This is a genomic window from Rhizobium sp. F40D2, from assembly GCF_051810745.2.
Lineage (GTDB): Bacteria > Pseudomonadota > Alphaproteobacteria > Rhizobiales > Rhizobiaceae > Rhizobium.
On record NZ_JBPWQX020000001.1, the window covers coordinates 462,965 to 477,319 of the forward strand.

Sequence of the window (14,355 nt, forward strand, 5' to 3'; positions counted from 1 at the left end):
CGTCTAGAAGTGGATCACCAGCCCCAACATCGGGCCCTGTTGAACGACATCGAAGACAAAGCCGTCGTTGCTGTAATCCACCCCGAGAGCGCGGTACCCGGCGACGGCAGAGACGTTGTCGGCGAACCGGTAGCCGATCGCAGCGGCAACGTCCCAATCGAGGTCCGCGCCGCCGGCGCCCACAAGTCCCCAGCCGGTCAGATAGACTTCCGGGGTAATGGCGTAGGTCCCTTTGACGCCGACCAAGCCGTCCACCCAGGTTGCGCTATCCGTCCTGGTGCGCCCATCCAGAATGCCGCCGTGGAAGGAAAGCTCGCTTTCGACGGACGAGACACGCAGGCCGCCGACGACATCCAGCCGCGCGGAACTGTCTTCGAAAACGGCATAACCGGCGCCGAGGAAGCCTGCGAAGGTCTCGCTCGAGAGCTCGACATCGGTTGCCAGAAACCCTTTCGGGGTGCCGGCTTGACCCGAGATCTTCGTGTACATCACGTCGCCAAAAATGCTGTAGGGGCCATAGCGGGCTTCCCCGATCGCCATGGCACCAAAATCCAGATGATCGAAGATCTCGCTGAAGCTCGTGTCGACATGCACCTCCGGCAGCCCGAACTGGGCGACATCTCCTGACAGGCCGGCCATCCAAAAGTACGGCGCGAACGAGAATGTCCAGCCGCTTTCCGTCGTGGTCTGCTGAACATCGGGCGTCATTGGCGAGCGAATGTCCGCTGCCATGGCGCCGCCGGCAAGTAGGCAGCCTGCGACGGCTGCCAGAGTGCGCTTCAGGCAAGATTTCATGAAGTCCCCCGATCATGTTCGCCCCCGCGAACAAGCTAGATTGGCATCCCAATTCGATCATGCTCGAAGAGCCGCGATTTGGCCAACCAATTATCGAGACGCTTTATTATATTGTCGGTATCGGGCTACGGTTTTTGCGGGTTTGTCCCGGTTTTGCACTATCTTCGACAGTCGAAAGGGGAGCGTTACTTGGCCGAGAGGCGCGGGTCGATCCTTCGGGCTCCGTTTGCGCCAACCGGATGCCTCAATCCGTTTGGGAAAGGCTCTGGCCCAGGCGGTCAGAGGATCTTCAATTGCTGCAGGCTGAGGCGCAGATCCCGCAGCATTTCGCCGAAGATCTCCTCGATCGTTCCCGTCGACCAGACCACCATGGTGCCATAGGGCGAGCGCTTGCGCTGCATGAAGCCGGCCGTCTCGAAATCGATCAGCGTCTTACGGCAGGTCTCGCTCGACATCACCGCCACCAGGAAACGGGCGAGATTGGACTGGTCGATGGCGCCCGCCTTCTCCGCCCAGTTCTGGATCAGCCGCGGCTTGGTGTCGGCGGTGAACATCGAGGCGAGCGCCCGATCCTGCGACAGCCCCAGGCGCTGCAGCTTGGCCGGATCGCGGGTCAGCGAAACCACGTAGTCATTGTGCAGATCGGCGAAGCGCTCGATATCCTCGGCTGTGTTTATGCCGAAGACCTTCATCGAGTAGAGGAACTCGGCCATCAGATAGGTCGGCTCGGAGCGTAGCTGCGCCAGATGCTTGTCATCAGTGCTTTGCGAGGCGGCGCAGACGCGATCGGAGAAGCCTATCCTTGCAGCGCGCACCTGCTCCAGCAAGCTGATGTCGAGCGCCAGTTCGTCACCGTTCCATTCCAGCATAAGCATTTCCCGCCAGCAAATCTTCGAGACGATGCTCTTGTACTATCGCCGGCGCCAATCTCCAAATCGTTTGGAAAGCAACGGCTTGCTGACAAGACACATCTATCTTACCATTTCGAAGACTTGACGGTCACAGAGGGCCGAGCCGGCCTGACATCGTCCTGTTCGGGGGTCGAGGACATGCGTAGTTTTGGGTCGCATATTCTGATTGCCGCGGCACTTGCGGTCGCTTCGCCGGTTTTTGCCAAAGACCCGGTTTTTGCCAAAGACACGATTATCGAGCTTCGCAGCGGCGATGGCAGTCGCTCGGTCGGCATTATTTCCGCCAGTGAGGAAGTCGAGGCATCGGGACCTGCGGCGATCACCGTTGGCGACGACGGCACCATCTATATTCTCGACCAGAACAATGGCCGCGTGCTCGCCGTCGATGCCGAGCGCTCGCAGGCCGAGCCCGAAATCCTGCCGCTGCCGGAAAATGCCACCCCGGAAGATCTCGCCGTCGTCCACAACGAACTCTACCTCTGGTCTGACGGCGTCGTACCGCTCGAGCGCTCCACCGAAGCCGATGGAAGGTCGCAGACGCTGCGCGCCGTCGACGGCGGCGATGCCGACGATTACACCCGCTCGGTCTTCGCCTCGATGGGCTCAGTGCCGCCGGGGCCGCTGAACAGCATCGTCGACGAGATCGGCCGCAGCACCAGCCGGCCGGCGCCCCGCCCGCCGGTCATTCAATATGTGCCGAGCCGCGGGCTCGGCGATATCGTCGCCGAAGTCTCGGCTGCAAACGACAAGGCGGAGATCCTGCTGCGGCGCAGCAGCTCGGAGGAGAATTTCCTGTCGCTGCCGCTGACCGCCGAGGGCCGCATCGGCACCGTCGAACTTCTCGACATCGACACGACGGGCAGACCTTATGCGCTGGTCGAACTCGTTCCCGCCGACCAGCCGGAGCGCACCGGCATGCTGGTGGTGCGCTTCACGCCGAACGGGTCGATCGACCGGGTCTACGACCTGCCGATCAACCCCGGCACGGTCTTTTCCAGGCGTTTCGTGGCGATCGGCCCGCGCGGCGACGTGCTCTATTTAAAATCCCAGGAAAGCCGGGCCCAGGTGCTGCGGCTCGACGGCCGCGACCCTGGCCGAAAGCTCGCCGTTCAGCGGCCAGCCAAGCCGCTGGCTGCCGGCAAGCCCGGCAAGACGCCGAAGGTGGCGATCGTGCCGAAGTCGCGCAGCGACGTCATCGAGCGGGCGATCGGCTTCGAGACCTTGAGCTGGCTGGTGACATCAACCGCCTATGGCAAGGATCCAGGCCCTGGCTGCATCAACATGAACCGGCTGCGCCGGCCGATCTACCTGATCGGCAAGCGCGGCCAGACGGTCAAGGGCGTTCCCTATTGCTGGGGCTGCAAGACGCGGCTCGAGGATTTCATGGACGGCGTCGAAAAGGGCCAGACCGCCGGCAATGTCTGCACCAAGAGCGCGCCGCAAACCAATATCCTCGGGGTCGACTGCTCCGGTTTCGTCAGCGACGCCTGGGGCCTGAAGATGCATGTCTCGACGCGCGCCATCCCCGGCATTACCAAACGCGTCTCCGACCCCTGGTCGATGCGGCCGGGCGACGCGCTGAACAAGCCCGGCTCGCATGTGCTGTTGTTCATGCGCTTCACCGACGACCGCAAGGTCGAGGTGATGGAGGCTTCGCCAAACGCCTGCAAGGGCCGCGTCTGCCGCAACACCTATTCGCTCGGAAGCCTGTTGATGCGCGGCTACCAGCCGGTGCGCTTCAAGGGTCTGGATGGGTGAACGGCGGGAGCGCTGCGCCGGCTGTTTGCTGCATCATTCAGAGTATTATAGCGGCCGCCGTTCGTCTGAGGCATGCGGACAACATTCCTGACGCGGGTGTCCACGGTATGATTTGTCAACTTCCGCCACCTCGTCCTCCGTCATGCTCGGCCTTGAGCAGCCTTGAGCCGAGCATCCACACGGCACCCGCCAGCAGCCGCGACATGGGTCCTCGGGTCAAGCCCGAGGACGACGGAGATTGGGGGACGCGTTTCTGTCAAACTCGCCCCGGGCCTACGCCTTTCGTATCTTAAGATGCGCGGCGTTGCGCCGAGCTGCGGGCATCTGCCCAGGACAATATGCTTCAGTTCCAGCCTGGATCGCTAGATGGTCCGCTGCCGGACGAGGAACTGCTGCTGTTTGAGTTGGAACCCTTATCCGAACGAGCAAAAGTCGTCTCACTACTGTTTGCCGCCACCCTTTTAACAGTCGGTGTTTTTTTGCGCGTCGGCTCTTGATTGGCGAAAAGTGTCTTGCCCCCGGGGTCAAAAATGCAGCCCTGAAGGATCACGGCCGAACTAGTGATGAGACTCGAGCATAGGAGTACACGGATGAAGAGTTTGCTGGTCATATAGGGCGCCCCCAGATCGCCATTTTTAGAAGAGATCATATCTCGGATTTCGCTTTACCCACGTCGCTTTCGCAAGAAGCACCAGTCTCTGGTTGAGCGATTTGGCCTTCGGAAGAGTCTTGAGTTCTTGTTGAGTCAGGTCGTCTGAAAAAGCCTCTGCTGCCTTCTTTTTTGCAGAATCGGCTAAGGATGCGAGCTCTTTGTCCGACTGTTTCTTAGGGTCCCCAGTACCCGGCATATTGAGCGCGCTTGCCAAAGCGAAATAGTGAGCTGCAGCGACTTGGCTTTGCTCATCCGAAATGTCCTCTTTGGCCATCCGGCCTCGCTCGAATGCGCTCCAATAGTCTCCGCGCTCGGCGCCCATTTCTAACCACTTAACGGCTTCAGCTTGATCCTGAGGCACTCCAAGGCCGTCTTTGTACATGAGGCCGATATTTCGCGGAGCATAAGGTTGGCCGCCCTCTGCCGCCTTTCTAAACAACTCGAGTGCCTTCCCAAGGTCCTGCGGCACGCCTTTTCCGGCGCGATAGATCATCCCCAGGCTATTCATGGAATAAATGTCGTCCCGCTTAAGACCCGATTCGTAAAAGCGAATGCCGCGGTCGACATCGGGCGGGACATTGATGCCGTTTACGAAGATATAACCTAATTCATTCATCGCGTAGGTGTGGCCTAAATCGGCCGCCTGAAGCATAAGCTTCAACCCCTCCTGCGCATCGGCTTTAGCACCCCTGCCGTAGTAGAGGCTCTTGCCGTAAGCGTAGAGTGCATAAGGATCACCTTTCTTCGCGCCGACAGCTGCTATCTCGCTCGATTTGGCGGCATTTGTCGGTACAGACCCGCCGACCAGATATAGTCTCGCGATCTCAGAAATCGCCCGGACATGCCCGGCATCCATTGCCTTCTTGATCGTTGCGAAAGCCGTCTTGGTGTCGCGGTTGGCGAGTTGGGCGCGGCCGAGCTGATAGACGAAGCGGGCCACCTCGGGATAGGCCTTTACCGCTTCCGTGCAGGCGGGCACGGCGACATCAGGATCGATTTCGTTCGGCAGCTTGCCTGCGGTGACGCCCTGCAGATCGAGCGGCGCGGCGGCTGCAGTATCGCAGTCGTCGAGCACCGGCTTGAAGGTGACGGTTGCCGCCGGCAGGTCGTCATTGGCGGCCTGCAGCGTCAGGGCGAAGGGCTGGTTCTCGGTGCCGATCTGCGGCTCGTAGGAAAGGCCCGGAATATCGGCTGCCTCAAGCACATGGCCGAGCCCGATCACCCGGTCTCCGGCGCGCAGCGTGCCCTTGTCGGGCAGGGCCGCGACCTTGAAGGTCATTTCCGCGGCCGATGCCGGAACGACCGGCAGACTGGTCTTGACGGGACCGACGCCGATCGGCGTATCCATGTCGCGCGTCAGCGTCTTCAGATAGGCGTCGGCATCGGCAAGCCGCACCTGCTTTTGCTGTTCGAGCTGGGCGAGCTTGGCGCCGGCATCCGCCGAGACGGTGATCGCGACGACGCCCTGCGTCGCCTGGCCGTAGGGATCACTGACGGTATAGCCGATCAGGCCGACGGTTCCGGCGTTAACGCCTGAGGAATCATAGGTGAGTGCCGTCAGGGCTGCGGCCGGCATCTTGGCGCCCGGCTCGACCGGCTTGCCGTCGAAGCTGAGTTTGCCGGTCTGCGGGAGCTGGTTGAGGGTGACGAGCAGCGCCGAGCCGGTCTCGTCATGCGGCGGGGCGATCGGCAGCTTGGTGGCGGCAGCCCCTTCGGGTACGCTCACCTGCTGCATCGCCTCGACGCTCGGCGGCGGCGGCGCCGGAATGAAATAGAAGCTGTCCATCAGCGAGGAATTTTCCCAGGGGACCTGCTTGCCGCCGGTCATGGCAATCACATCGCGGCGGACATCGGTCAGCACCTGGCGGATTTCCTTGTTGGGTTCGCTGGCGCGCTTGATGAAGGATTCGGAATAGGGGCTAAGCGCCCCGGTGCCGTCGAGCGCCACCTGGCCCGGTTCGGTGGAGAAGGCGATCAGGCTGCCGAGATCGCTGTCGATGCGCGCAAGGCCGCGAGTGGCGCCGACCGGCTCCAGCTTTTCCGCCATCCAGAATTTCTGGGCGTTGAAGGGATTGTTGCGGCAGGCATCGAGGAAGATCAACTGGACCCGCGAATTCTGCTTGAGGTGGTTGAGGATGAGGTCGAGCGGCATCGTCTGCGTCTCGACGTCATAGGGCGTCTCCAGCGTCGCATCGACCGGCACGAGGAAATTTTGCCCGCCCACCTGGATGCCGTGGCCGGAATAATAGATCAGGCCGGCCTCGGCATTGCTGGTCGAACGCAGGAAGCGGCGCACCGTATCTTCGAGCCCGATCCGGTCGACATTGACGCCGATGGTCACGTCGAAACCGGCCGAACGCAATGTATTGGCGACCTCTTCGACATCATTGGCAGGATTGGGAAGCGAGGGTAGCGTCTTATAGACCGAGTTGCCGATGACGAGGGCGACGCGGCGGCCGCTCTCACCTTCGGTAATGGCGGCATGTGCCGTGCCGATCGACAGCAGCATTGCCGCAGCAATCAGCAGATAGGCGCACAGTCTCTTGACGTGGTGAAACTTGGGCATGGCTCGATCGCAAACATTCTATTGTTTAAGTTCAATAAAATTTGCTGGCCTGCTGGTGCTGGGCCCCCTCCGCATTCACCTTTTGAAAATATTCCTCACTGCTAAAAAAAGCAAGCTTCACCCGCCTCCAAGTGAATTGGAGCAGTCCTGTCAGATTGGAAGCCCATCGGCGTCGAGAAAGACTGTCGGAATCAGGAAGTTATCCTGCGGCTGGTAGCCGATACGTCGGAGCTGGCGAAGTTTTCTTAGCTTGGAAACGTATAGTTGCTGATCGAGTCCGGTTTCATCTCGATCGAGAAGCCCGGCAGGACGGGCGGCATATAGGCGGCGTTCTCGATCCGGCAGGGGTCGAGGAAATGTTCGTGCAGGTGATCGACATATTCGATGACGCGGCCTTCCTTGGTGCCGGAGACGGCGATGTAGTCGATCATCGACAGATGCTGGACATATTCGCAAAGGCCGACGCCGCCGGCATGCGGCCAGACCGGCAGGCCGAACTTGGCGGCGATCAGCAGCACGGAGAGAACCTCGTTCAGCCCGCCCATGCGGCAAGAATCGATCTGGACGATATCGATCGCGCCCTCGGCGATGAACTGCTTGAACATGATGCGGTTCTGGCACATCTCGCCGGTCGCGACCTTCACCGGCGCGATCGCCTGGCGGATCTTGCGGTGGCCGGCGACGTCGTCGGGGCTGGTGGGTTCCTCGATGAAGAAGGGCTTGGCCGGGGCAAGCGCCTTGACCCAGTCGATCGCCTGGCCGACATCCCAGACCTGGTTGGCGTCTATCATCAGGTAACGATCGGGCCCGATCACCTCGCGGGCGATCCTCAGGCGGCGGATATCGTCATCCAGGTCGCGGCCGACCTTCATCTTGATATGATTGAAGCCGGCGTCGATCGCCTCCCGGCAGAGACGGCGCAGTTTCTCGTCTTCATAACCGAGCCAGCCGGCCGAAGTGGTGTAGCAGGCATAACCCTCCTTTTCGAGGATGGCGGTTCGTTCGGCCTTGCCGGCTTCAGCGCGCTTCAGGATCTCGATTGCCTCCTCACGCGTCAGCACGTCGGTGAGATAGCGGTAATCGACGATATCGGCGATCTCCTCAGGTGACATTTCGGCGACCAGCCGCCAGACCGGTTTTCCCGCCTGTTTGGCAAGCAGGTCCCAGACGGCGTTGACGACGGCGCCGGTCGCCAGATGAATGGCGCCTTTTTCCGGTCCGATCCAGCGCAGCTGGCTGTCGCTGGTCAGATGCCGCCAGAACTTGCCGGGATGAGCGAGCACCTCGGCGAGGTCGGCACCGACGATGAGATGGCGCATCGCCTCGATCGCCATGCAGCAGATGTCGTTGCCGCGGCCGATGGTGAAGGTCAGGCCGTGGCCGGCAAGATCGGGCGTATCCGTATCGAGAATGACATAGGCGGCCGAATAATCCGGATCGGGGTTCATCGCATCCGACCCATCCAGGCTTTGTGACGTGGGAAAGCGGAGATCGAAGACACGAAGGTCGGTGATGCGGGTCATGGTGTATTCTCCGTTAACGGGGTCGGCTGCAGGCGGGGCCGGGATCGGCCGGCTGCGTGCCGGCCACATCGCTGAATCGGCTCAGATCGTCCAGCCGCCGTCGATGGCGATCGCCTGGCCCGAGGTGTAGGTGGCGCCGGCAAGATAGACGGCGAGATCGGCGATCTCCTCGGGCGAGCCGAGCCGGCCCATCGGCTGGCGGGCGATGAAGGCGGCGCGGGCGGCGTCATAATCGCCCTGCGCGCGCATGCGGTCCTGCAGGGACGGGCTTTCCACCGTGCCGGGGCAGATGGCGTTGCAGCGGATGCCTTCGGCGACATAATCGGCGGCGACGGATTTGGTCAGCCCGATGACGGCTGCCTTGGTGACGCCATAGGCAAAGCGGTTCGGCACGCCCTTGATGCTGGAGGCGACCGAGGCCATGTTGATGATCGACCCGTCCTTGCGCTCCAGCATGCCGGGCAGCACCGCGCGGATCGTGCGGATCATCGCCTTGACGTTGAGGTCGAGGGCAAATTCGAAATCGGAATCCTTCATCTCCAGGATCGAGCCGGCATGCACGAAGCCGGCGCAGTTAAACAGCACGTCGACAGCGCCGATCTCGGCGACGAGAGCCTTGACCGCATCCTCTTCGAGCACGTTCAACTGATGGGTGGAAACCCCGGTTTCCGCGGCTAAGGCCGCCAGCGCGCCGGTATTGATGTCGGTCGCGTGGACCTTGGCGCCGACCGCGGCAAAGGCTATCGCCGTTGCACGGCCAATGCCTTGGCCGGCGGCGGTGATGAGAACGGTCTTGCCGGAAAGTCTGTTTGTCATGTCACGGGGCCTTTTCTGGAATTGTCTGCGCGGAACGATGGAATGCATTTTGTCTGACGAAGGCGGGGTTCACCCTTTCCCACTTTGCGCGCTGTGACTGCCCTGCGGCAAGAGAGTGCTGGCAGCCTGCCGCCTGGTTTCGTTTCGGAAGCGCGCTAGATCTCACCGGATGTCAAGCTACGTCTTCAGCTATGATTTGTCTGTTTATAGACAAACAGACGATTAGCCAAGGGCCAAGCGCAAACTTTTCCTTTTCCGGCTGCTGTTCTGCGTATATGCAGAATGATATTCACAGGAGGAAGGAATGGAGACCGAGGAGTCAGACCGCTATCGCGCTCCTGCGCTCGACAAGGGCCTCGATATCCTGGAATTGCTCGCCGGCGTCGACAGTGGCCTTACCCAGGCCGATATCGCCAAGCGGCTCGACCGCAGCCCCAACGAATTCTACCGCATGCTCGACCGCCTGGTGCGCCGCGGTTACGTCACCCGGCTGGATGGCGACCGCTATTCGCTGACGCTGAAGCTCTTCGGCCTGGCGCAATTGCATACGCCGGTCCGCCGGCTTGCGTCCTATGCGACACCACTGATGCGCGATCTCGCCCAGCGCACGCGCCAGGCCAATCACCTCGCCGTCTTCGACCGCGGCGCGGCCGTCGTCATTGCCCAGCAGGAGGCGCCGGACTATTGGGGCTTCTCGATCCGCATCGGCGCCCATATCAGCCTGTTCGACACCGGCTCGGGACACGTGCTGCTCGCCTTCCGCAGCGCGGAGGAGCGGGAGATGATGATCTCGGAACATGTGCGCAGCCGCGCGGAGATCGAACTTGGGCCGGATTTCTACGATCGTCTCGACCAGATCCGCGAGCGGGGCTACGAGATGATGGCAAGCGCCCAGACATCAGGCGTCTACAATCTTTCCGCGCCCGTCCTCGGGCCGGACGGACGCTGCATCGCCGCCCTCACCTGCCCCTTCATCGCGCTTGTCAACGCACCCACCGCGCCCGATATCAGCCAGGCGACCATGCTGGTGCAAAAGGCGGCCAACCAGCTGTCGCTGCTTGCCGGCGCCGACGTCGCAAGCCCAGCCTGAGGGGCGGCAATTTCTATTTGAACAATCCATTCACCAGGGATAGCTTGCGGCACAGCCTATCCTGGAGGAGAAAAGCGTGCTCATCGACACCCATCTGCACATTATCGATCGCTCAATCTTGCCCTATCCCTGGCTTTCCCAGGTGGCCGATCTCGATCAAGATTTTCTCTATGAGACCTACGCCGCCGAGGCCCGGCGCTGCGGCATCACCACGGTGCTGCACATGGAGGTCGACGTCGATCCCGCCGCCATGCAGGCCGAGACCGACCATATCGCCGGCATCGCCAGAAAGACAGGCAGCCTGATTGCCGGCGCCATTGTCTCCTGCCGGCCGGAGGAAGAGGGCTTTGCCGCCTATTTCGAGCGGCAAAAGGCCGATCCCTTCGTCAAGGGATTCCGCCGCGTGCTGCATGTCGTGCCCGACGACGTGTCGGAAGGCGCCCTGTTTCGCGAAAATATCCGCCGCATCGGCGGCAGCGGCCTGACCTTCGACCTTTGCACATTGCCGCACCAGGCGGGCCGCGTCACAGCCCTTGTCGATTTGGCGCCGGATGTGCAGTTCGTGCTCGACCATTGCGGCGTGCCCGATATCCGCTCCGATGCCTACGAGCCGTGGAAGGCCGGCATCTCGGAGATTGCCCGGCGGCCGAATGTCGTCTGCAAGGTCTCCGGCGTCGTTGCCTATGCCGATGCCAAGTCATGGACGGCGCAGACGCTCAGGCCCTATATCGAGCATGTCATAGCAAGTTTCGGTTGGGATCGCGTGGTGTGGGGCAGCGACTGGCCGGTCTGCACGCTCGGCGGCGGCCTTTCCACCTGGGTCGCCGCGACCCATGCCGTGCTTTCCGGCAGCAGCGAGGCGGAGCGCTCCAGGCTGCTTTTCGCCAATGCGCAGCGCCTCTGGTCGCTTTGACGGGGATCATTTAGCCAACCGGCCATGAGCGTAGCTTCTCCATGTGCGCTACTCCGGCAGGCCGGCGGCACGTAACGCGTCGCCAAGACATTTCGCGAGCGCCGGTGCGCAGTCGACGCCAGCGAACTGGCGGCCGAAGCGAAACGTCGGATGCAGCTCAAGCACCCGCGCGGCAGCTGCTCTCGCTTCTTCCAGCCGGCCGAGCATGGCCAGGGCGGCAGTCAATTGCACATGAGTGATGCTGTGTGCGGGATTGGCCTGAACGGACTTGTAGGCGGCGCGGCAGGCTTCGTCATAGCGGCCGCACAACAAATGGCTCATCGCCTGTGCGTCGAATGCGGCGAAAGCCCATGGGTCGAACGGGCTTAGCCGCATGCCCCGCTCGCTCCATTCGATAGCCCGCACCGCTTCTCCGCTCCATCCGAGAATGACGCTTCCTAAGATATAGGTCAGGGCTGATGACGGGCTAATGGCGAGCGCGGCTTCCAATGCGGTGAAGGCAGCCTTGCGGTCGTGCCCGTCCATGCCGATGGAGAACCCCGCAAGGGTCAGGGCGGAGGCATCATCCTGCCCGTGAAGGATGGCCGCGCGGGCATGGCGAATCGAAGCGGCGCGGTCGGCTTCCTGCAAGCCGGCCCGCAGGAAGAGGCAATGATGGCACATCGCGGCATTGCCATGCGCCAGAGCGTAAGCCGGATCGAGCTCGATGGCACGTTCGAGCAGCACGAGCGCTTGCACAACACGCTCAGGCATGCCGGAATCCACGTCGGATTGCGCCCGCAGCACGAGATCATAAGCATCGAGGTTGTCGGGGCGCTTGCGCTTCACCCTATCGATTTCGGCACGCCGCAGGCTGGGGGCGATGGCGCCGACAGCCGACAGGGCGATCTCATCCTGCAGCGCAAAAATATCGGTGAAGCTGCGGTCGTACCGCTGAGCCCATAGGTGAGCGCCGGTCGATGCGTCGACCATCTGGCCGGTCACGCGCACGCTGCCGCCGGCTTTGCGCACGCTGCCTTCGAGCACATAGCGGACGCCGAGCTCGCGGCCGACCTGCTTCACGTCCACGGCGCGACCCTTATAGATGAAGCTCGAGTTGCGCGCGATGACGAGCAGCCAGTTGATGCGCGCCAGACCGGTAATGATGTCGTCAACCATGCCGTCGGCGAAATAATCCTGTTCAGGATCGCCGCTGAGGTTGGCGAATGGCAAAACCGCGATCGAAGGCTTGGCGGGCAATGCCAGCGTTGTTCTATTCGAAACCTCGACTGCCGAGTCGGGGCCGTCAACGACGACCGCTGGTCCGACATAGCGATAGCCGCGACGCGGCAGCGTCTCGATCCAGCCTGCAGCACCGTCCGGCTTGTCGAGAATCCGCCGCAGGGCTGCGATCTGGACCGTCAGATTGCTGTCCTCTATGGCTTGGCCGGGCCACGCCGTCTCGAACAACGCTTCCTTCGAAACCGGTGCGCCGGCCCGCTGCAAGAGTAGCGCAAGGAGCGCAACCGCCCGCTGACCGAGCGGCGTCGGCTCAATGCCGTGGAACAAAATCCCGGCGCCGGCGTCGAGGCGGAATGGTCCAAAGGCGAGGTTTTTTACCATTTTCGAAGAAGATACCGTTTGCGATCTTTTCGCAACAATTTCGCAACGGCTTCACGACTCTCCGACACGGCAATGGCATTCTGTGCCAGTGCTCGCGCAAGCAGAACCGAGCCAATGGAGGATCAGATGAGCGCTGCCCCTGTCATCCGCATGCCCGACGAGAACGAAGGAGTCATGCTGCGTAACCATCCCATGGTGTTTCTTGTCACCGATGAAAATACGAAACACACGAGCATGTTCGACTGGACGATCCCGGCCGGCTTCGCGACCGGCCTTCATATCCATCGCGTGCAGGAGGAAACCTTCTACGTGCTTGATGGCGAATGCGTCTGGCACGTTGGCGAAAAGACGATCCGCGCGACACCTGGCACCTATCTGTTCATTCCGCCGGGCGTGCCGCACAACATCACCAATGTCAGCGAAAAACCGGCACGTGTGCTGATGACCGTCTCCCCGCCCGGGCACGAGCATTATTTCGAAGCGCTTGCCAGGCTCGCTGAACGCGGCACTCCGGATCCTGCGGCTCTTGCCGACCTGCGGAACCGCTACGATACCGATCAGATCTCCACGCTGACGACCGGAGCGTAGGCTTACGTTTCCGGGCCGACGCGCTGAATGCAGATCCGATTGATCTGGCGCGAGGCTATCACGCCCTCAAAGTGCGCGACCAGCTTCAAAACCGTGGTGACGTCGGAGACCGGCCTTCCAGGGGCGGCAATTCCTGGTGTCAATCGTCTCGCTGACATCATCGTTCCTTGGACAGATGATGGCCGCCACCAAGGCAGGCTATCCCCTCCCCGCAGAACGACGCGTCACGAAATCAAATGATGTGCTGTGCCTTATAAAAGTGCTACTCTGGCATGTCTTTTGCTTCTGTAAGGATGAAGCGACGCAATGTATCGGTTTGGGACGACTTACCGCCGGGCAATTGCTAGCTTTAGCCATCTCAGGTAAAAGTTGTCAGACACGGATTTGGCGAATAACTTCAGTCCGTGTCCTCAGGAGGGAAAAAATGAAAGAAGAACCGCATTCCGTCGACGTTCACGTCGGAAAGACTATCCGTATCCAGCGTCTGTTGAGGAAAGTATCTCAGACGGAACTGGGCGACCGCGTCGGCGTAACGTTCCAGCAGATCCAGAAATACGAAAAGGGTTCCAACCGCGTTTCCGCCAGCATGCTGGTTGAAATCGCCGGTGCGCTGAAGGTCGACGTCAGGACATTTTTCGACGATCTGTCGACCCCCGATACCGCCAACGACAACCCGGCTCCCAGCGAGGAATTCATTATTTCGCGCGAAGGCGTACTTCTCAACGCGGCGTTCTTTTCGATCAAGAACGAAGCTCTTCGCAAGAAGATCCTGAAGCTCGTCCAGGCGATTGCCAACACCGAACAGCTGGACGGCGAAGCGGCCGAATAGGCCGGTTATCCCCCAGGCGATCCGCATGAGGGTCAGTGGCGATCGATCAGGATCAGATTCTCGCTGGCGTCCTTCATTGCGATCTTGGCTTTGCTGCCGAGCAGTTTCTCGAGATTGACGTCTAGTTCCCTGTCGGGATCTATGCCGTCCCAATCGATCACGACCTGCAGCAGCGCCATGTTCGCCAGGTGCATCAGATTCCGCAGCTGAAGCTTTTCAGCCTCCTCCTTGGCCGCCGACAGCAGCCGGAAGATCCTTGCGTATTCGCCGCCTGTACCTTCGTTGCGTTGTTCAAACATCGTTCCCGCCTCT

The 14,355-nt window shown here is 61.3% G+C and carries 13 protein-coding genes; 6 read left to right on the forward strand and 7 right to left on the reverse strand.

Annotated elements, in window-relative coordinates; genetic code table 11:
- Window positions 1-3: 3 nt before the first annotated feature.
- Window positions 4-795 carry a hypothetical protein gene (locus ACS4RS_RS24490; protein ID WP_449314013.1) on the reverse strand — a complete coding sequence of 264 codons (792 nt, stop codon included), beginning with the start codon at window positions 793-795 and terminating at the stop codon, window positions 4-6.
- 278 nt (window positions 796-1,073) lie between these two features.
- The gene (locus tag ACS4RS_RS24495) at window positions 1,074-1,664 is read right to left on the reverse strand and encodes a hypothetical protein (protein ID WP_179612798.1); all 591 of its coding nucleotides are present in this window, start codon (window positions 1,662-1,664) and stop codon (window positions 1,074-1,076) included.
- Window positions 1,665-1,844: 180 nt separating this feature from the next.
- Between ACS4RS_RS24495 and ACS4RS_RS24500 the strand changes: the two genes are divergently transcribed.
- Complete coding sequence (locus tag ACS4RS_RS24500) at window positions 1,845-3,464, forward strand: hypothetical protein (RefSeq protein WP_449314014.1); 1,620 nt, start codon at window positions 1,845-1,847, stop codon at window positions 3,462-3,464.
- A 338-nt stretch (window positions 3,465-3,802) separates the two neighbouring features.
- Window positions 3,803-3,961, forward strand: a complete 159-nt coding sequence (locus ACS4RS_RS24505) for a hypothetical protein (RefSeq protein WP_439013441.1) — start codon at window positions 3,803-3,805, stop codon at window positions 3,959-3,961.
- A gap of 138 nt (window positions 3,962-4,099) precedes the next feature.
- Here ACS4RS_RS24505 and ACS4RS_RS24510 read toward each other — a convergent pair whose 3' ends face one another.
- The 3 genes from ACS4RS_RS24510 to ACS4RS_RS24520 form a co-directional block, all read right to left on the reverse strand.
- Entirely contained in the window at window positions 4,100-6,682 is a 2,583-nt protein-coding gene (locus ACS4RS_RS24510) for a caspase family protein (protein ID WP_449314015.1), read from the reverse strand.
- A 245-nt stretch (window positions 6,683-6,927) separates the two neighbouring features.
- Window positions 6,928-8,205 carry an L-fuconate dehydratase gene (locus ACS4RS_RS24515; protein WP_439013443.1) on the reverse strand — a complete coding sequence of 426 codons (1,278 nt, stop codon included), beginning with the start codon at window positions 8,203-8,205 and terminating at the stop codon, window positions 6,928-6,930.
- Between the two features lie 81 nt (window positions 8,206-8,286).
- A complete protein-coding gene (locus ACS4RS_RS24520) occupies window positions 8,287-9,021 on the reverse strand; it encodes an SDR family oxidoreductase (protein WP_439013444.1) in 735 nt (244 codons plus the stop codon).
- A gap of 304 nt (window positions 9,022-9,325) precedes the next feature.
- Here ACS4RS_RS24520 and ACS4RS_RS24525 point away from each other — a divergent pair, with 304 nt between their 5' ends.
- On the forward strand, window positions 9,326-10,111 hold the full coding sequence (locus ACS4RS_RS24525; RefSeq protein WP_012555398.1) for an IclR family transcriptional regulator: 786 nt from the start codon (window positions 9,326-9,328) through the stop codon (window positions 10,109-10,111).
- Between the two features lie 76 nt (window positions 10,112-10,187).
- The gene (locus ACS4RS_RS24530; protein ID WP_439013445.1) at window positions 10,188-11,024 is read left to right on the forward strand and encodes an amidohydrolase family protein; all 837 of its coding nucleotides are present in this window, start codon (window positions 10,188-10,190) and stop codon (window positions 11,022-11,024) included.
- Window positions 11,025-11,072: 48 nt separating this feature from the next.
- Here ACS4RS_RS24530 and ACS4RS_RS24535 read toward each other — a convergent pair whose 3' ends face one another.
- Window positions 11,073-12,626, reverse strand: a complete 1,554-nt coding sequence (locus tag ACS4RS_RS24535; protein ID WP_439013446.1) for a winged helix-turn-helix domain-containing tetratricopeptide repeat protein — start codon at window positions 12,624-12,626, stop codon at window positions 11,073-11,075.
- A 126-nt stretch (window positions 12,627-12,752) separates the two neighbouring features.
- On the opposite strand from ACS4RS_RS24535, the gene ACS4RS_RS24540 reads away from it, so the two are divergent.
- Together ACS4RS_RS24540 and ACS4RS_RS24545 are read left to right on the forward strand one after the other, a co-directional pair.
- The gene (locus ACS4RS_RS24540; protein ID WP_439013447.1) at window positions 12,753-13,214 is read left to right on the forward strand and encodes a cupin domain-containing protein; all 462 of its coding nucleotides are present in this window, start codon (window positions 12,753-12,755) and stop codon (window positions 13,212-13,214) included.
- Between the two features lie 424 nt (window positions 13,215-13,638).
- Entirely contained in the window at window positions 13,639-14,043 is a 405-nt protein-coding gene (locus ACS4RS_RS24545; protein ID WP_439013448.1) for a helix-turn-helix domain-containing protein, read from the forward strand.
- Between the two features lie 32 nt (window positions 14,044-14,075).
- Here ACS4RS_RS24545 and ACS4RS_RS24550 read toward each other — a convergent pair whose 3' ends face one another.
- Window positions 14,076-14,342 carry a hypothetical protein gene (locus ACS4RS_RS24550; RefSeq protein ID WP_439013449.1) on the reverse strand — a complete coding sequence of 89 codons (267 nt, stop codon included), beginning with the start codon at window positions 14,340-14,342 and terminating at the stop codon, window positions 14,076-14,078.
- Window positions 14,343-14,355: the final 13 nt, after the last annotated feature.